At 44.7% G+C, this 18,178-nt stretch carries 22 protein-coding genes and 1 tRNA gene; 4 read left to right on the forward strand and 19 right to left on the reverse strand.

The annotated features are described in order from the left end of the window. Window positions 1-4: 4 nt before the first annotated feature. From flgH to ACFOEE_RS04945, 9 genes are all read right to left on the reverse strand, one after another. Window positions 5-700 (reverse strand): flagellar basal body L-ring protein FlgH, encoded by a 696-nt coding sequence (gene flgH / locus ACFOEE_RS04905; RefSeq protein ID WP_377121502.1) that lies wholly within the window; start codon window positions 698-700, stop codon window positions 5-7. Window positions 701-717: 17 nt separating this feature from the next. Next, window positions 718-1,506, reverse strand: coding sequence for a flagellar basal-body rod protein FlgG (gene flgG / locus ACFOEE_RS04910; RefSeq protein WP_377121504.1), 789 nt, complete (start codon window positions 1,504-1,506; stop codon window positions 718-720). A 20-nt stretch (window positions 1,507-1,526) separates the two neighbouring features. Next, a complete protein-coding gene (locus ACFOEE_RS04915; protein WP_377121506.1) occupies window positions 1,527-2,291 on the reverse strand; it encodes a flagellar basal body rod protein FlgF in 765 nt (254 codons plus the stop codon). Window positions 2,292-2,422: 131 nt separating this feature from the next. After that, window positions 2,423-3,823: a flagellar hook protein FlgE gene (gene flgE / locus ACFOEE_RS04920; RefSeq protein WP_377121508.1), complete on the reverse strand. Its 1,401-nt coding sequence runs from the start codon at window positions 3,821-3,823 to the stop codon at window positions 2,423-2,425. Between the two features lie 33 nt (window positions 3,824-3,856). After that, window positions 3,857-4,540 (reverse strand): flagellar hook assembly protein FlgD, encoded by a 684-nt coding sequence (locus ACFOEE_RS04925; RefSeq protein WP_377121510.1) that lies wholly within the window; start codon window positions 4,538-4,540, stop codon window positions 3,857-3,859. Window positions 4,541-4,550: 10 nt separating this feature from the next. Next, complete coding sequence (flgC, locus tag ACFOEE_RS04930; RefSeq protein ID WP_377121512.1) at window positions 4,551-4,982, reverse strand: flagellar basal body rod protein FlgC; 432 nt, start codon at window positions 4,980-4,982, stop codon at window positions 4,551-4,553. 2 nt (window positions 4,983-4,984) lie between these two features. Continuing rightward, window positions 4,985-5,395 carry a flagellar basal body rod protein FlgB gene (flgB, locus tag ACFOEE_RS04935; RefSeq protein ID WP_377121514.1) on the reverse strand — a complete coding sequence of 137 codons (411 nt, stop codon included), beginning with the start codon at window positions 5,393-5,395 and terminating at the stop codon, window positions 4,985-4,987. 387 nt (window positions 5,396-5,782) lie between these two features. Further along, a complete protein-coding gene (locus tag ACFOEE_RS04940; protein WP_377121516.1) occupies window positions 5,783-6,616 on the reverse strand; it encodes a CheR family methyltransferase in 834 nt (277 codons plus the stop codon). 16 nt (window positions 6,617-6,632) lie between these two features. Then, window positions 6,633-7,565, reverse strand: coding sequence for a chemotaxis protein CheV (locus ACFOEE_RS04945; RefSeq protein WP_377121518.1), 933 nt, complete (start codon window positions 7,563-7,565; stop codon window positions 6,633-6,635). A gap of 204 nt (window positions 7,566-7,769) precedes the next feature. On the opposite strand from ACFOEE_RS04945, the gene flgA reads away from it, so the two are divergent. From flgA to flgN, 3 genes are all read left to right on the forward strand, one after another. Next, a complete protein-coding gene (gene flgA, locus ACFOEE_RS04950) occupies window positions 7,770-8,414 on the forward strand; it encodes a flagellar basal body P-ring formation chaperone FlgA (protein ID WP_377121520.1) in 645 nt (214 codons plus the stop codon). 70 nt (window positions 8,415-8,484) lie between these two features. Beyond that, window positions 8,485-8,811: a flagellar biosynthesis anti-sigma factor FlgM gene (flgM, locus tag ACFOEE_RS04955; RefSeq protein ID WP_377121865.1), complete on the forward strand. Its 327-nt coding sequence runs from the start codon at window positions 8,485-8,487 to the stop codon at window positions 8,809-8,811. Continuing rightward, the gene (flgN, locus tag ACFOEE_RS04960; protein WP_377121522.1) at window positions 8,804-9,232 is read left to right on the forward strand and encodes a flagellar export chaperone FlgN; all 429 of its coding nucleotides are present in this window, start codon (window positions 8,804-8,806) and stop codon (window positions 9,230-9,232) included. The genes flgM and flgN overlap by 8 nt, the downstream gene beginning before the upstream one ends. Before the next feature lie 287 nt (window positions 9,233-9,519). Here the strand turns inward: flgN and ACFOEE_RS04965 are convergent, their stop codons facing one another. Beyond that, window positions 9,520-9,981: an LPP20 family lipoprotein gene (locus tag ACFOEE_RS04965; protein ID WP_377121524.1), complete on the reverse strand. Its 462-nt coding sequence runs from the start codon at window positions 9,979-9,981 to the stop codon at window positions 9,520-9,522. Between the two features lie 113 nt (window positions 9,982-10,094). On the opposite strand from ACFOEE_RS04965, the gene ACFOEE_RS04970 reads away from it, so the two are divergent. Further along, on the forward strand, window positions 10,095-11,312 hold the full coding sequence (locus ACFOEE_RS04970) for a flagellar assembly protein FlgT (protein ID WP_377121526.1): 1,218 nt from the start codon (window positions 10,095-10,097) through the stop codon (window positions 11,310-11,312). Between the two features lie 62 nt (window positions 11,313-11,374). On the opposite strand, the gene ACFOEE_RS04975 is transcribed toward ACFOEE_RS04970, so the two are convergent. The 9 genes from ACFOEE_RS04975 to lgt form a co-directional block, all read right to left on the reverse strand. After that, window positions 11,375-11,451 (reverse strand) — tRNA-Arg (locus ACFOEE_RS04975). A 126-nt stretch (window positions 11,452-11,577) separates the two neighbouring features. Beyond that, a complete protein-coding gene (locus ACFOEE_RS04980; protein WP_377121528.1) occupies window positions 11,578-12,402 on the reverse strand; it encodes a hypothetical protein in 825 nt (274 codons plus the stop codon). A 116-nt stretch (window positions 12,403-12,518) separates the two neighbouring features. Continuing rightward, window positions 12,519-13,409: a LysR family transcriptional regulator gene (locus tag ACFOEE_RS04985; protein ID WP_377121530.1), complete on the reverse strand. Its 891-nt coding sequence runs from the start codon at window positions 13,407-13,409 to the stop codon at window positions 12,519-12,521. 107 nt (window positions 13,410-13,516) lie between these two features. Continuing rightward, the gene (locus ACFOEE_RS04990; RefSeq protein WP_377121532.1) at window positions 13,517-14,134 is read right to left on the reverse strand and encodes a FlgO family outer membrane protein; all 618 of its coding nucleotides are present in this window, start codon (window positions 14,132-14,134) and stop codon (window positions 13,517-13,519) included. A 1-nt stretch (window position 14,135) separates the two neighbouring features. After that, window positions 14,136-14,807, reverse strand: a complete 672-nt coding sequence (locus ACFOEE_RS04995; protein ID WP_377121534.1) for a FlgO family outer membrane protein — start codon at window positions 14,805-14,807, stop codon at window positions 14,136-14,138. Between the two features lie 12 nt (window positions 14,808-14,819). Continuing rightward, window positions 14,820-15,428: a FlgO family outer membrane protein gene (locus ACFOEE_RS05000; RefSeq protein WP_377121536.1), complete on the reverse strand. Its 609-nt coding sequence runs from the start codon at window positions 15,426-15,428 to the stop codon at window positions 14,820-14,822. 215 nt (window positions 15,429-15,643) lie between these two features. After that, a complete protein-coding gene (galU, locus tag ACFOEE_RS05005) occupies window positions 15,644-16,531 on the reverse strand; it encodes a UTP--glucose-1-phosphate uridylyltransferase GalU (RefSeq protein ID WP_377121538.1) in 888 nt (295 codons plus the stop codon). A gap of 8 nt (window positions 16,532-16,539) precedes the next feature. Then, window positions 16,540-17,373: a thymidylate synthase gene (locus ACFOEE_RS05010; RefSeq protein ID WP_377121540.1), complete on the reverse strand. Its 834-nt coding sequence runs from the start codon at window positions 17,371-17,373 to the stop codon at window positions 16,540-16,542. Continuing rightward, on the reverse strand, window positions 17,370-18,173 hold the full coding sequence (lgt, locus tag ACFOEE_RS05015; RefSeq protein WP_377121542.1) for a prolipoprotein diacylglyceryl transferase: 804 nt from the start codon (window positions 18,171-18,173) through the stop codon (window positions 17,370-17,372). The genes ACFOEE_RS05010 and lgt overlap by 4 nt, the downstream gene beginning before the upstream one ends. Between the last annotated feature and the right edge of the window lie 5 nt (window positions 18,174-18,178).

An 18,178-nucleotide genomic window follows, 5' to 3' on the forward strand; every position in this document is an offset into this window, starting at 1 on the left:
TATCTTAAAACGGCATCAAAGTGCTTAAGAAGAATCTTGCCAACCAACCCGGTGCTTGTGCTTCTTGGGTTTGCCCTTTACCTGAATATTGAATACGGGCGTTCGCTATGCGGTTAGACTGTACAGTGTTGTCCGATGCAACATCCGTAGGTCTGACTAAACCTTCAAGGCGGATAAATTCTTCACCTGTATTCAGTGTCAGCCACTTTTCGCCGCGGATCACTAAGTTACCATTCGGCAAGACTCGAACCACGTTGACCGATATATTGCCAAACAGACTATTAGATTGGGCTGTTTTGGCATCGCCTTTAAACGCATTGGATGCTGACATCCCAAACTGGAGACTTTCACTGCCAATATTTACCGCATTACCACCAAGACCTATAACAGGATCAAGACTAGCATCGGTTGACTTAGTCGCCTCATTATTGGCGGCTTTTGAGGCTTGGGTCGTTTCACGAAGTACGACCGTAATGATGTCACCAGTGCGCAGCGCTTTACGATCAGAATATAAATCGTTAGCGTAGTTCGCATTAAACAAACTGCCTGTCGCTACCATTTGCTCATTCTGCTCTTCAGGGAAGACCGGAGCGTAGTATGGGTCGTCCTGCAACACAGTGGTGTTTTGAGTTGACACGCAGCCTGTCAAAGACAGCAGCATGGTCAAAGTAATAAGCTGAGTGATTGATGAACGTGTCATACTAGCCCCCTAATGCCTTAAAGTTGTTGATTGATGTAGCTAAGCATTTGGTCGACAGACGAAATAACTTTCGAATTCATTTCGTAGATCCGCTGCGTTTCAATCAAGTTAACTAATTCTTCGGTCACATTCACGTTAGACGTTTCCAACGCACCTTGTACGACCGAGCCTAGCCCTTCCGCACCTGGGTTACCTTGCACCGGTGCGCCACTTACCGCGGTTTCGGTGTAGAGGTTTTGACCCATAGGCTCAAGACCTGATGGGTTAATAAAGTCGCTTATGACTAGCTGACCAACGACCACGTTTTCCGCTTGACCGGTAATACGCACTGAGACTTCACCATCGCGAGAAATGGTAATTGACTGCGCGTCATCTGGAATATTCATTTCTGGTTGTACTGGATAACCAGAACCAGAAGTGACCACTCGACCGTTTTCATCTGTGGTGAATTGACCATTACGGGTATAAGCAATATTGCCGTTAGGTAACTGTACTTCAAAAAAGCCTGGCCCTTGGATCATCCAGTCCAGTGAGTTTTCAGTACTTAACATATTACCTTGTGAAAAGTTCTTTTGGTTGGCAACGACTTTGGCACCTGCACCTAACATCAAACCGGATGGCATTTCAGTGTCTTGTGATGAACGACCACCTGGTTGATTGATGTTTTGATAGAGTAAATCTTCAAAAATCGCGCGACTCTTTTTATAACCTACGGTACTGGCGTTGGCTAAGTTATTCGAGATAACCGCGATATCGGTTTGTTGAGCATCAAGGCCCGTTTTGCTTATCCACAATGCTGGGTTCATAATATTTTCCTCTTACTCAATTAGACCAAACGCAGTAATGAGGTGTGACGCTCATCAATTTCTTCTGCGGACTTCATCAATTTCACTTGCATTTCGAACTGCCGTTGATGGTTGATCATATCTACCATCTCATGTACTGGGTTTACGTTAGAGAGCTCTAACGCGCCGCTGACAATCTTGATATCCGGTGCGATTTCACAAAATCCACATGCACCATCCTCTAACGCATCTTTTTTCGGCCGAAATAAACCATCATTGCCTTTTTCCAGCTGATTGTTGTCAGCCGAAATCACTTTAATTCTGTCTACGACTTCTAAGAAGTTAGCTGGCGCGCCTTGGGGTCTTACCTGCACAGCACCATCTGGACTTATCACGATTTTATCAATAGGAATTGGCAGAATGATCGGCCCACCTTCGCCAATAACTTGACGGCCATGGCTGGTGATAAGTGCGCCTTCTGGGGTTATATTTAACGTCCCCACTTTGGTATACGCTTCTTCACCGGAAACATCCTGCACACTCAGCCAACCTTTGCCGCTGATGGCAATATCTAGGTCTCGGCCGGTTTCAGTAATTGCCCCACCCATGGTATTCGTGCCTGGCCTCTCTTGCATGGCAAACACGCGGGTCGGCAACCCTTCACCAAATGCTTGCATTGAACGCGCCTGCGCGAAATCGGCTTTGAAACCTATGGTATTGGCGTTTGCTAAGTTATTGGCTTTTAACGCTAAGCCACGCAAGCTTTGCTTGGCACCTGACATGGCGACATATAGCATTCTGTCCATAACTTGTTACCTCAAAAATCGTCTTATTGAGAATAAAGCAAGGACCGTACCAAAAAATTTTGACGCTTTAATAAGCACAATATTTAGGAAGAAAAAAGCCGCCTGGCGGCGGCTTGCTGGGTATATCCGAATTAACGGATTTGTAGAATACTTTGCTGCAGCGACGAGTTCACTTCTAACGCTCTTGAGTTCGCTTGGAAGTTACGTTGTGCACTAATTAGGTCAACCAGTTCGTTGGTCAAGTTAACGTTGGATTGTTCAAGTGCAGTAGAGTTTATTGCACCTAAAGTGCCTGAACCCGGCTCCCCAGCAATGGGCTCACCTGAGGTTAAGCTTTTCTTCCAAGAGGTATTACCAACTTGTTGTAAACCTTGTGAGTTCGGGAAGCGCACCATAGCAACTTGACCTAAATACGAGGTATCACCGTTACTATATGACGCCACAATTTTACCATCCGTACCGATATCAATACCTGATAGACGACCTACCGTCGCGCCATCTTGCTCAAGCGCTTTGACTTCAAAACGGCTGGCGTATTGAGTAGGTGTTTTGTTTGAGGTATTTGCTTCATCGCGCCAATTCATCGTCACCGCTGCTGGGAAAGTCGCACCATTACTAAGTAATGTTGATAAACCAGTACCTGTACCACCAGGTAATGACAGTGGATTGAAAGTCGTCCCTGTATTAGCAGCTACAGTGATGGTCGCAGGAGAACCTGTGAATGTTTTTGTCGCTTGTGGCAAACCACTCGAGTCAAAACGGAACTGTGAAATAGGTGTCAAAGGTGTAGTGTTATTTAGTGTACCATCTGACATCAACGGCGTTTTGTCCATCGTTGCATACACAGCCCACTCGTTGTCTAGTACCGGAGGGGTAGCAGCTGCATCAGGTGTTTGTTTAACAAAGAACATTTGCAACACATGTGGCTCACCCAGTGAGTCATAGACAGTCGTTGAAGTAGAACTGTTATACGTTGCCGCAGCTGTTGGGTCAAAAGGCAGAGTCGGTGGCGTCATCCGCGAGTCTAAGTTAAATGACGAATAGATATTCGTTGTTGCGCGCGGCGAGCCTGAAGCGTCAGGAATTTGAATCGCACTAGCGGTACTTAAACTCACCGAAGTATTATTACCTGTGCTCGGATCAACTGGGAAACCTTGTAAGAAGTTACCTGCAGCATCAACAATAAAGTTATCTTTGTTCAACTTAAATGCACCAGCACGAGTATAGGCATAATCTTGCGAACCAAACTCTTCTGCCATCGCAAAGTAACCTTCACCGGTAATAGCTAAGTCCAAAGAGTTACTGGTGAATTTTAACGAACCTTGGTGAAATTGTTGTGCCACAGTCGTCGTTTGCGCACCGTCACCATTTTTGGTTTTTCCTGAACTAAATACCGATGCTGCATACACATCCGCGAACTCCGCGCGTGACTCTTTAAAGCCCGTAGTGTTTACGTTAGCTATGTTGTTTGCCGTCACATCTAGGTCTTTTTGTGCCGCAGCCAAACCAGTTAAAGCAATATTGAAACTCATATACTCACCTCAATTATTTTGTTGCAGAACACATTAGCCAGCTATTTCTGCGATATCGGTTAATCTCACTGCGCCTAGGGAAGTATTCACTATGATGCCTGATGAACCGTTAATGTTGACACTATCAATGTTTTTAAATGTTGCAGTAGGTAAACTGGTATATTGACCATTCATGTTACCTTCTGCTTTTAATGTATATTGGCCGGGAGGGACGCGCTCTTTATTGTCGTTTAGTCCATCCCATTCAAAACGCACCGCACCTTCGGTTTTTGCACCGTAATCAATGCGGCGTACTAATTGACCTGCACTGTCATAAACGTTGAGGTATAACTGGTCGACTGGCTTTTCCACCACAATCGAACCTTTACCTACGCCAGTTTCAGACATCTCTAAAGTGTTAGACTCAAGTAGTGCTTTCTTGCCGACCAATGCAGATGCTTGTAATGCCGAGTTTGAAGTCATCGAGGCACTCAAAGCTTCAAACTTACTGTTTAAGTTTGAGATCCCTTCCGCCATGGTAAAGGAAGTCATCTGCGCTATCATTTGGTCGTTGTCTGCCGGTTTACTCGGGTCTTGAAACGACAGTTGTTGGGTTAACAAAGCAAAGAAGTCTGATTGCGTTAAGGCATCACTTTTCTTGTCTGACGTTGCGACCTTCTTATCTTGCCAACGTAAGGAATCTAAATAACTGGTATTGGTTGAAGCGACATCACTCATAATTTAACTCCTAGCGTTGGCCAAGCTGAAGGGTCTTAGTCAGCATTTGCTTAGCCGCATCTGCCACTTGCACATTGGTTTGATAAGAGCGTGAAGCCGAAATCATGTTAGCCATTTCTTCTACAACATTAACGTTGGGTTTGTAGATATAACCGTCTTTGTCCGCACTTGGGTGATTCGGGTTATATTCCACTTGTAGTGGTTTATCACTTTCCACAATGCCCAGTACTTTAACACCTACCGAAGGACTTAAATTACCGTTTTGAAAACCCGCTGCTTTATTTAGCTCAGCGGCAAATACTGGCTGACGCGCACGATAAACTTTATCTTGACTTGAACTGATACTGTTCGCGTTAGAAATGTTACTCGCGGTGGTATTTAGGCGAATGTTTTGAGCACTCATACCAGATGCAGCAATGTCAAAAACGTTATATAGACTCATGATTAAGCTCCTTGACCACCGAGTGCCTTCTTAAGGCTGTTAAACTTGCCACCTAAGAATTGCAAACTGGCCTGATACTCTAATGCATTTTGCATATACAAGTTTCGTTCCACCTGTACATCCACCGAGTTACCATCACCCGTATCTGCTTGATTTGGAGAGCGAAATAATTCTGTAGACCCCACCAACGATGAACCACCTCGGATATGCCGTTCGTTTGTCATCGACATATGATTGCCGCCTTGTTGCTTATTCAAGGCTTGTTTCATTGCCGCGGCAAAATCTACATCGCGCGCTTTATAGCCAGGGGTATCCGCGTTGGCGATATTACTCGCTAACAGCTCAGCACGCTGCGAGCGGATCAACATCGCATGTGGATGAACACCCAACGCTTTATCGAAACTGATCGCCATATTCGCTACTCCAAAAATTTGACTCTGGTTGTATTAAGCAAATTGTGGGCCACAATCGAGAATAAATTGATTGACTGCTGTATTAAGTGGAAGAAAGAGACAAGGCAAACCTTTGCCGCTTTTTATAATTACTGGGAAAGCAGTCATTTAGCTGCGTTGGTAAAGTTTAATTAGTGGTGCACAATGAATTAAACGCAACATATCGCGTCACATAACGGCATCAAAAGCTAAAAGCCGAAAGCTTTTTCAGCGACTGGCTTTAACAGCAACTAACCTAGCGCATGAGGATACTTGGCTTAATTAGAGACTTAGCAGTGTTAGCTACGTTTGCGCACCCCATTCACATAGTTGACCTATGCTCATGGGGATTTACTCTCTTGCCGGCTATCAGGTTTTCTTTTGGTAGATAATGCCAGGATTACAACGCAACATTTCAAACTCGTTGCTTAATCCCGCCATTGACTCAGATGCCCCTAAAAACAAATAGCCTTTAGGATTCAAAGACTGAGCAAATTGCGCGATGATTTTTGCCTTTACCTCTGGAGAGAAGTAAATCAATACGTTGCGACAAAAAATCACATCAAATTTGCCTAGTAACGCATAAGAATCAAGTAAGTTCAGATGGCGAAAACTCACCATGCGGCGGATTGGGTCAACAACACGGGCCATCCCATTACCACTATCAGTAAAAAATTTTTGCTTTCGCTCAGGTGATAATCCGCGTGCCAATGCCAATGCATCGTACTCAGCATTTTTACACATATCCAACATAGTGTTAGAGATGTCAGTGCCGGTAATTTGCACCCCCATTTTTAATGCACCTAAATTTTTTGCCTGATATTCACTGGCCGACATTGCAATTGAATAAGGCTCTTGTCCAGATGAGCTGGCTGCCGACCAGATCTTAATCGGTCTGCGCAATTCACTAAACTCAGGAAATATCTTGGTCTTGAGTAATTCAAACGGGTATTGGTCACGAAACCACAAAGTTTCGTTGGTTGTCATTGCATCCACTACAGCGGCACGTAATTGCCGCTCATGAGGACTTAAGGTTTTTGCGACCAGCTGTGACAAAGACGCCACATTGAATCGAGCCATGAGTGGCGCAAGTCGGCTTTTCACTAGGTACAGCTTATTATCGCCCAGTACAATTCCGCACTGTTGCTCTAAAAAGGTCCGAAACTGGTCGTATTCACTTTGTTCTAAATGCTTATTTTCCAAAGTCTACCGCCGTACATTAATCACAATGAACCCATTTTTTCACCGCTGATGCCAGTTCATCTGGATTAAACTTGGCAATAAAATCATCCGCACCCACTTTCTCTATCATAGCTTGGTTGAACACGCCGCTTAGCGATGTATGCAGGATCACATGCAGCGGTGCAAGTTTAGGATCAGCTTTCACTTCAGCGGTTAAGGTATAGCCATCCATTTCTGGCATTTCAACATCAGAAATTAATAGCCCCACTCGCTCAGTAATGTTGTTTTTGCAATCTAATTTGGCAATTTCACGCAAGCGGTTCAGCGCTTCGCGACCATTTTTTGCAGTCTCCGTTTGCACCCCAAGCGGTTCTAGAGCACGTTTGACTTGGTTACGCGCTACCGCGGAATCATCAGCGATAAAGACAATACGCTCTCCGAGGTCTTTTTGCATTTCCCCATCAGAGACGATTTCTTTACTCACTTCGGTATTCACTGGGCAAATTTCGTTGAGGATTTTCTCCACATCCAATATTTCGACCAGTTCATTTTCAATTTCCGTAACTGCGGTTAAATAGGAGTAACGACCGGCACCTGAAGGTGGCGGCATAATTTTCTCCCAATTCATATTCACGATGCGCTCTACCGCACCGACCAAAAAGCCCTGCACAGAACGGTTATATTCAGCAATGATGATGAAGCAATCACGAATATTTTCAATTGGCGGCCCACCGACTGCCATAGACATGTCAATAACAGAGATAGTTTGTCCACGGATATGTGCAACCCCTCTCACAAAAGGGTTACTTTTTGGCATGTTGGTCAATGGTGGACACTGCAGGACTTCCCGGACTTTAAAAACGTTAATGCCAAATCGTTGCCGACCACGAAGCCGGAACAGTAACAATTCTAGGCGGTTCTGCCCAACCAACTGCGTACGTTGGTTTACAGAGTCTAAAATACCTGCCATCTCTTTCTCCTACCTTACAAACTGCGCCGGAACGATCATTGCTTAACCTATCAGGTATGATAAAGATCTACTTGCTGGCGTCAGAGAATTGACGCACAATCTTTATACCTTGTTTCACCCCATAAGCATAGTCGAAACAATATGAGTGTGTTAAAAAAATCCGGATGGCCGCAGTTAATTTATTTTTTTGCGGGTTTTTCAATAATGACACAAGGTTACGCGAAAACCTATAGACCAGAAGCGCTTGAGCAAGAGGCTGAACAATTCATCGCCAATCAGCTCATTGAGGACCCAAATCTACGTATCGAAATACGTGCTTTGCCGCTTGAACTGCGCAATGTCGAAAAATCTTGCGAAGCACCACTGGAATTATCAACGCCGAGTGCACCTCCTTTTAATCGGCAGGTTACAGTGCAACTTAAGTGCCCAGATACAATAAATTGGACTCAATATGTCCACGTTCGCATTGAAGAATTAGTTCCTATGGTGATTGCCAATAAAAGTTTGGCGCGCGGTGAGCTCATCACCCGTGATGTGCTTGAACTGGTGTATAAACCAAAACAATTTGCCCGCGCCAGCTATTTTGACAATGTAGAGCCTTTAGTTGGCAGTCGCAGTAAAAGAACGATTTCAGAAGGTATTGCCATCGCCACGTCGCAAATATGCATGGTATGCAAAGGTGACAACGTGACAATTGAAGCAAATCAGGCTACTCTGAGCATTAAAACCACAGGGATAGCGTTAGAAGACGGAAACCTAGGCGAGTTGGTATCGGTCAAAAATGCACGTTCTGGCAAGACCTTGCGAGCACGAGTCACAGGAGTGGAATCTGTTGAGGTGAATTTATAAAAAATTTGCTAAAGTATCGCAAGTGGCAGCCGATATCAAAGTTAAGCTGGGTAATCTGGATTTTAATATCATGGTCAATCATATCAACAATGGGCAATCCGGCACGGGTGTGCTCAATAATGCCAAGCAGCAAAAGTTAGACTTACAACGTCAGGAAGCGAATCGTAGTAGCGCACCACAAACGCCTGCCACGCCAAAAGCGGCAAGTGATTCTGTAAGCCTGACGCCACAAGCACAACAACTGAAAACTGTACACGAAAAAGCGCAGCAGTCTTCAGGCTTTGACAGTAAAAAAGTGGAAGAGCTGAAAAAAGCCATCAGCGAAGGCAAATACCAGATAGATTCTGAAAAGTTAGCGAAGAACATCGCGGCCTTTGAGTTTAATTTGTATGGCTGATCCAAAAGTCCTTTGTGCCCACAAGCTAAATCAACAGGCAGAGCAGCTTGATGAATTAGCGCTGTTACTGGATGAGGAGCTTAATAGCTTAGCCTCTCGTAACGGTGATGGCTTAAAGGACTTAGCACGTAATAAACTCAACTTGTTAAATGCGATTCAACGCTTAGATAAAGAAATAGCAGCGTTTTCTGCTGAGGTACTTAACAGTGAAGAGATCACGGCAAGTATTGCGGCTATCCGCAAAAAGTTAGCTGATTGCCAGCAAAAAAATGAAGTCAACGCTCATGCCGCACGACAGGCTCATTTGAGTGTTCAGCAGCTCAAGTCGATTTTGATCGGTGCACCGACTTCTGTCACTTATGACCAAGGTGGCAGTGTAGTTACCGGTGAAAGTGGCCTAGTACGAAATTTAAAAGCTTAAAGCAGAATGTAAAATCGCAGTGCAATTTACCCAGATTGAACTCACTCCTTGGCGCATTATTTACCGTCATATGCACACCAACCGCAATACCGCAATACCGCAATATTGATCAATAGTGCCGCAAACACCTAATACTTGAATACGCAAAAAGGAGCCAAGGCTCCTTTTTTCATAATGGCAGTTTAAACTTACAGAATAATAAAACGCTGCTCTCAAGACACTCACGTATTCTATTTACTAATTGACTTACGCAATGCCAACACATTCACTGACGTCTAATAGCACAGTTAATAATAAGTCACACGTTTTACTTTACGTGGTTTTATCTCAGTAATGTACAGGTCAAATACGCGTTTCATGTCGAGTTCCAGCTCTGTGGTGTAAACATCACCCACTGCGTAGCTTTTCACTACCTTGGCACCTCGGATCATGCCTTGCACTTGACCTCGCAATACATCGTTTTGTGTCACTGCACCTTTCACAGTCAAATTTGAACCTAGCTTTTGCCCGTACACTTGCTCTGCAAGCTCCCGATACGCTTCAATCTTGGACGCTTTGATTGCCATTAACATCCGCTCAGTCTCTGAGTCTCCTGGCTGCGCTTTTAAAGGCGCATAACCAACTGCACGCAGCACAGGGTAAGTATCTGGCTCAACAACACTGTATTCAACGTGTTTGTCAAACACTGAGCTACAAGCCGTCGACAATAGTCCCAGTGCCAACAGTGAAATAAGTCTAAACTTTACCATGAGGATGCTCCCAATCTAACTTGATTTAATTAAGCAAACGCTATGCCAATAAACAGTGGCACACGCTTTGCTTTAATCATGCTAAAATGCACTAACATGACGAGAGATTTGCTATGCAGGCACCTTCTTTGAAAACCACTCGCGGCTGTCGAACTTCATTCGCTTTACTGGCGCTCTTGGTGTGCCAAACAGCCAATGCTGAGTGGTTTGAATCGACAGGATACGCCACTATTGATGATGGTGATATCGCAAAAGCCCGCTCTGCCGCAGTAAAAGACGCCATTCGTCAGGCGCTGATCTTCTCCGGGGCCTCTGTAAGCAGTATTCAAACTGTGGCTGACGGTGTTTTGGCGCAAGATCAGTTAAAAATCAAATCTCACGGCGAAATTCAACAAATCAGCCTAATTGAAGAGCGCCAAGAATCTGGCCAGTTTTCCGTGACACTGCATCTTGATATTTTTGCAACTCACAACCAGTGCAAACAATCGCTATTTAATAAGCAAATTGCGGTTACACGCAGTCAACTTGTAAGGCCCCAACAAGCGCGGATGGGACAAATTTTTGACATTCCAGAAGCAGCATCTAGACGCCTTTATGATACCTTACAAGGTCGTAATATGGCTGTACGACCCGTGCCCTATCTAGCACAACCAATTAATGTCAGTGCCTTTTTCAGTCAGCAGTTTGACTACAATGGCGGACTTATCGAAGAAATAGCAGCACGCAGCAATAGTCAATATGTACTGCTGAGCCAAATCACCGATATCGCAGCGGGCGATAAACAAAATAGTGATTACGCGTTTTGGCAAAATGACTCCTATAAGCGCAGTTTTAAGGCCAATTTTGCGTTATATGATGCGCTCACTATGGAGCCACTCTGGCAACAAAACTACGTCACTGAAGGAAATTGGCCATTTGCTAAAACCGATATCATCGACGTCAACAGCAACCGTTTTTGGCGTAGTGATTATGGTGAGAAAGTGCAAGAGATGTTCAATAAAGTCAGCTACGACCTTTCAGCGGCAGTGCAATGTTTACCAACCAAAGGCAAGATTTTACATCTAGATAGCGACAAAATCGTGCTGAATTTAGGTCGCATTCATGGCATCAATGAGGGTCAACTATTGACCATTGCACACCGTAATGACCTCACCGACCAGTTTGGCGGCCGCTATACTCATGGCGTCAATACCCTAACCCAACTGCGCGTTACACAAGTGAATCAGCAAAGTGCGATTGCGGTCAATATCGACAAGCGCCCGCTGAGTAATATTCAACTCAACGATATTGTGTTGATTAACACCCCAGAAGGTGATGAATTTAATCTTTAATCGCAGGAGCAGTAACGTAAGCTTATGTTGGCTATGCCCAGGCAAACCATATTGAATTAAGCTGGCGTCCCCGGCAGGATTCGAACCTGCGACCTATCCCTTAGGAGGGGATTGCGCTATCCAGCTGTGCCACGGGGACTTAAACCATCGCCCCTTAAAATATCAATGTTCACCGCTTTTTTCCATACCTCACTTTAAAAATGGGCATAAAAATCAATGTACTGACGTAGCTTTTCCGCTAGTCAAAATCGCATTCTAGGTAGGATTAATTGCTTTTTAGCAACGAAAATGCGTGTTGAAACTGAGCATGTAAACTTGGCGATATGTAATTGAGGTGCCACTCCATAAATTGCGATGTATTATAAAGCTGTTTCAGTTGCGTATTAAAATCGTCCAGAAACGCCCGAGTCTCAGGTGTATCAATACATGCGATCCGCCCAGAAGCAAGCGGACTTATCTCTGTAACTGCCAGAGCGATAGGCTGATTTTCTCTGAGAAGTGCTTTAAAACTATTGTGATACGCAATAACTGAAGGATACTCAAAGAGAATATCAATGCGGTTAGCCACTAACATGGCATGCATTTGGGCTTCGTTTTCACTTCCGTCTTTGCGATAAAGTTGTTTTGCTGGCAGCGTGCGGATCAAATTATCAATTGCATCACCATAAGAACGTTCTTTTTCCACTCCCAATACCCAATTTGGCTGCTTAGCAAATAGTTCTTGCAGCGAAGCAAATGTGTGTGTTTGGGTATCAATTAATTTGGGCGATGCGTAGACATTAAGCCCAAGAAAATACGTCAGGGGTTCGGAAAAAAGGAGGTATTCGCTTCTTTCTTTATTCTTAAGTAAATTGCGCACACACAAACCATCTTTTTGCTGCACATTTTTAAGCGCCCTATCAACACTGGCTTCCTCTTCAAAAAGTGAATATTGTGGCAGCAAATTGCGCACTGCTTCGAAAACTAAAGCCTCTGTTTGTACACCTACGGATGGATTGTGATAAATTTTTATTTTAGTTGGAACTGCATACGCAGCACCGCTCAATAAAAAAGCAGCAATTAACATGCAATGGGATAAACAACGACTCACACAATATCCTTTTCATGGAACAGAATTACTTTCTCAGCCAGCTCTATAGTTATCACACTACGCTGCATGTAAGCAAAGTATTAAGGCTAATCCATGCAACTTGACTTGCAAGTACATCAATCAAAAAATTGCATACATTGATATCTCAGCTCGCCCAAAAATGCGCGAGCAGCAGGTCCTAAGCGGTCGCCATCTTTAAACAATAAATAAAGCTTGGCGCTGCGGCGGGCATTTTGATTTAAACGTAGCGGCACTAATATCCCAGTTTCCAGATCAGTGGCGATAGCGCTCACCGGTAACCAAGCAAAACCAAAACCGCTGCGGATCATATCAATTGACGTACGCATGTGGCTAACCGTCCAACGCTGATTAGCCCCAAGCCAGCCAGAATCACTTTTTTTACTGATAGCAGAATCTCGAACCACGATTTGGCGTTCAGCTTTTAAGTCTTCCAGTGTTAAATCGCGCCCTAAAACATGCAGCGCATGGGTTGGGCTCGCGACCGCTGCGAACTCAATTTCACACAGTTCCTCATTAAATCCATCATTGTTGGTCAATGGAGAAATCGCAATGTCGACTCGCATACTGTCGAGTAATTCACTGGCACCGCTTAATACCGATTCCATTAACTCAATTCGCAGCAGTGGAAACTGCGCTGAGATACTATCTAACACTTTGTATAATAACGCTTGCGGAAAAACTTCATCAACGGCGATACGTAAGTGTGTTTCCACGCCTTGCGCCAAGGTATGGCCGATGGCTTCAACTTTGGCGGCTTCATCAAGCAAGAAATTGGCGCGCCGCAGCATCAGCTCTCCAGCTTCAGTCAGGATGGTTTTACGGCCATTAATACGGAATAATTTAACCTCAAGTGCCGCTTCAATCTTACCAACTGCATTATGAATACTGGACTGGCTTTTATGGATCTGTGCTGAAGCTTGGTTGAAGCCACCAAACTCAACCACTGCGCGAAACATACGCCATTGTTCAAGAGTGATTTTTAACATGTTGCCAAGCGATATCTAAGTGTGAGTAGTCAAACTGTAACATTCTCACTAAAAGAATAAAACCGCCAAAAGTTGGCGGTTTTATTCTATCTTAAGCTAAGGTCGTATTACAAAGCGATATCTTGTAACACGTAGTAAGGCACCACCGTTCTGGCGCTCGCGGCTAACGCCTTACTTTTCAAATTAACCACCCGAGCTTGGATCTCTACGCCTTGCTGGCGATAGATAAGAGAGCCTGATAAAACATGGTCAGCATGTAAATCATGGTTTAATTCACTTAATTGCCGAGAAAAACCAAAATCGCCACGGTCAGTGATTTTGATATCATTCATCACTTTAAAATCGACAGTAATAAAACCGAAGCGCTGCAATGCGCTCATTAATCCTTCAGAAAGTTGGTTGCCTAACTGATTGGTATGTTGCAAAGACTGATTAAGCTCCACGAACGAGGTCACTGCGATAGTGGGGTCGTTACTCGCGGCTATCGAATCAGACAAGGTTAACGCCAGTTGCTCAATATAATCATTTAATTGCTTATGATGTTTTCTAGGTGTAAAGGTGTACTGGGCAGGCGGCTCGGCCTCCGGCTCCACCAGCTGCTGGTTTAGCATTGGTGCAGGCGCGTTATTCATCACTTGCGGCGCGGTATGTTGGTTGTCAATATTGACTGTAGTCAAACAGCCAGATAACAACAAGGCAACCACACCTAGACTCAGCTGCTTCATATTACATTCCCCGCTTTAAGGTCACGCCGTCCAGTTCATCTTTGCTGTTCAGCTCATCAATCACTTTTTGCGGAATAAATCCCTGCGCTGTGCCCACCACAGCTTTGCTATTGATCCCCACCACACGCGCATTGACCAGCACACCATCGGTGTGATTCACTAAGGTGCCAGCCATAACATATTGAAATGGCATATCTTGTGATAGTTCAAGATAATCTCGCGAAAACACAAAATCGCCCTGCGGCGTAATACGCATAAAATCTGTGGTTTTAAAGTCAATTACAGGAATACCAAATTGATGTAGCTCGTGGACAAACCCTTCCGCAATTTGATTACCCAGTAACGTGGTACTGTTAAAATCCGCATCTAAATAGACAAAACTCGCCACTGCAATTGGGGTCTTTTGATTGACATATTGCAGGTTGGTCACTAGGTCTTGCATCACTGCGCGAATATAGTGATTAATGTTTTTACCTGAATAAACGCTATTCACTTGCTGCGCTTGCTGCTTAACCGCCAACGACTGAAAGTTATTATTAGGCGCCGCAACATCGCGCACACCATCAACAAAACCAGGTGATTGTGCACCAGATGTCAGCTGATTATTACCCTGTAATGCGGTACAACCAGAAACCACCAGCGCCAGTGCAATCGTTGTCATCACGTGTTTCATTACATTCTCCGCTTAATATTCTGTTCGGTAGATGGTGCCTTCACGCATTTGTACGCGTTCACTGCTCCACATTACGTTTTTTGGGATCTCAGTGGTGGCCGCTGACATCACCAAGCCATCATGCAAATTAACTAGTCTAGCATTGACCACATAGGCGTGCTGTTGTTCAGTCAAAGTCCCAGTGATGACAAAGCCGATATTTTGACGGGCCCGCAATTGCGTCACGTCACGAGTAAGAATACTATCGGCTGAGGGATGCAAAACAATAGCGTTCTCAAGTCGATATTCGGTCGTTTGATAGCCCATTTGCGCAAAATAGGTCATTAAACTTTCCTGAATCTGCTGGCTTAAGCCCTGCCCCATACCTGTTGCCAACGCTTTATCTACACCTGAGGTAAAATAAAAACTGGTGATAGCGATACGCTCACTGGTTTTAACCATACCCGCTAGATCACTGAGCTGGGCCGCCAATACACCGACGTAGCTGTGTAAATCGTAAGCGGCCATAGTTGCAACCGCCGTTGGCTCGCGCTTTGCTACAGGCTCAGAAGTAATTGTGCACGCCTGCAAGCAGCTTAACACTGCAAGCAAAGCAAGCCATTTGAAATGCGGTTGATTCATAGCACCACTCTCGTCACTTTTCAAAATAGAAAGCAAGAAGTGCGCCAAAACTAAGAAGGAAGTTCCCCATATGACTTGGCGTTGCAGCTAGGCTGGCAAGTAACACAGAGATATATTTTTGATTGGGCTCAGGGAGCGCAGCCAACACTGCTGCAATTTCAAATCACAAGGTATGGAATGAAAAAGTTAGGGCGCTACTTGAGCGCCCTTTGGTCTTACATTTTTTGCAATAAGTTGGTGAGATGGGCTTTTAAATCCGCCGCAAACTCAGGTCGGCGCAACGCATATTCAACGTTTGCGCACAAATACCCAATTTTACTACCACAGTCATGGCTTTTGCCTTTCATCGCATAGGCTTGTACTTGTTCTTCCTGCATTAACATCGCAATGGCGTCAGTTAACTGAATTTCACCACCTGCACCTAAAGGCGTTTTTGCTAATAGTGGCCACAATGATTTGCTCAGTACATAACGACCCACCACAGCAAGGTTTGATGGGGCATCTTCTAACGCTGGCTTTTCCACCACAGACTGCAAATCAGCACTGTCACCTGGTTTAAGCGCAACATTGCCAATATCAGCAATACCAAACTTATCTACGTCTTGATGTGCGACCGGCTCAACCATGATTTGGCTGGCGCCAGTTTGTTTAAAACGCGCAACCATTTCTGCTAAGTTGTCTTTTTTCAGGTCACTGGCCATTTCATCAATCAAAACGTCCGGCAAAATCACCACAAAAGGCTCGTCACCTATGATAGGTGCAGCACAACTAATTGCATGTCCCAAGCCTTTCGCTTCGCCTTGGCGAACATGAATAATAGTGACCCCTTTAGGGCAAATATTTTGTACTTCGGCAAGAAGTTGCCGTTTTACCCGCTTTTCTAGCGTAGCTTCTAATTCAAAGCTGGTATCAAAATGGTTTTCAATCGAGTTTTTACTTGAATGTGTTACTAACACGATTTCTTTTATTCCCGCAGCCACCGCTTCATTGACCACGTATTGGATCAAAGGTCTATCGACTATAGGTAGCATTTCTTTGGGAATAGCTTTGGTCGCAGGCAACATACGCGTGCCTAATCCAGCAACCGGGATCACCGCTTTCATGATTTCTCCTAAATCGCCACAGGGGCTTTAATGTGAGGGTGGGCTTGATAATCCACCAACTCAAAATCGTCAAATGTGAAATCAAAAATCGACTTTACATTTGGGTTGATACGCATCGTTGGCTTGGCAAATGGGGTCCGTGACAGTTGCTCATCTACTTGCTCTAAATGATTTAAATACAAGTGCGCGTCGCCAAAAGTATGGATAAAATCTCCATATTCTAGGTCGCAAACCTGCGCAATCATCATCGTCAGCAGCGCGTAGCTGGCAATATTAAACGGCACACCAAGGAAAATATCTGCGCTGCGTTGATACAGCTGACACGATAGTTTGCCATCTAGCACATAAAACTGGAATAAGGTGTGGCAAGGCGGTAGCGCTTGCTTACCCATAGCGGCATTTTCGCGCGGTGAATACCGAGTATCCGGCAATAAAGCGGGATTCCAAGCACTGACGATTAAACGCCGCGAATCAGGATTGGTTTTGATTTGTTCAATCAGTTCAGCAATTTGATCTACCACTTCACCGTTTGCGCCTTGCCAAGAACGCCACTGCGCACCGTACACAGGCCCCAGCTCACCGTCTTCAGTGGCCCATTCGTTCCAAATACTCACACCATTTTGCTGTAAATAGGCGATATTGGTCTCACCTTTTAGGAACCACAGTAATTCGTGAATAATGGACTTTAAGTGACACTTTTTGGTGGTCACTAGCGGAAAACCTTCTTGCAGGTTAAAGCGCATTTGGTAACCAAATACGCTAATGGTGCCAGTACCTGTGCGGTCTTCTTTTTTTGTCCCATGTTCTTTAACATGGCGCATTAATTCTAAATACTGTTTCATGCTTTGTGCTCAACTGCAGCTTTAGGTCGACGGCAGGCAAACAACATCAGTCCCAGCCCAGCCACAACCATAGGTAAAGATAAAATTTGTCCTTGCGAGATTATACCAGCATATAAGCCAATGTGAGCATCAGGCTCACGGAAATACTCAACCGTAAAGCGAAATACCCCATAGCCAAGTAAGAATAGACCCGCTAAGGCACCCGCTGGCGGTGATTTACGTTTGTACCATAGCAATATAATCAGTAGCACTAAGCCTTCTAAAAATGCTTCATAAAGCTGCGAAGGGTGACGTGCTACCGGACCTCCGGTTGGAAATACCACAGCCCAAGGGACATCAGTTGCTCGGCCCCATAATTCGCCATTGATAAAGTTACCAATGCGTCCCGCTAAGAGACCAACTGGTACCATAGGCACGACAAAATCCCCTACTTGTAGCAGCTTCTTATTATTACGCCAAGCAAAAATCACTATGGCTAAAATAACCCCGAGTGCCCCACCATGAAAAGACATGCCGCCCTGGTCAACTCGGAATAAATACATCGGATTTTCTAGGAAATACTGGAACTGGTAAAACAGTACATAGCCCACTCGGCCACCTAAAATTACCCCGAGCATGCCGTAAAACAGCAAATCGCTGACTTGCTCTTTGCTCCAAGAGGAACCTGGTTTTTGTGCTTCCCGATTGGCATACCACATCGCAAAAACAAACCCTATTAGATACATCAGACCATACCAGCGTACGCTAAGAGGCCCTATCGAAAAGATCACCGGATCAATTTCAGGAAATTGCCAAGCCATTACTG

The sequence above is a fragment of the Pseudoalteromonas fenneropenaei genome (assembly GCF_042643375.1).
GTDB classification, from domain to species: Bacteria; Pseudomonadota; Gammaproteobacteria; order Enterobacterales; family Alteromonadaceae; genus Pseudoalteromonas; species Pseudoalteromonas fenneropenaei.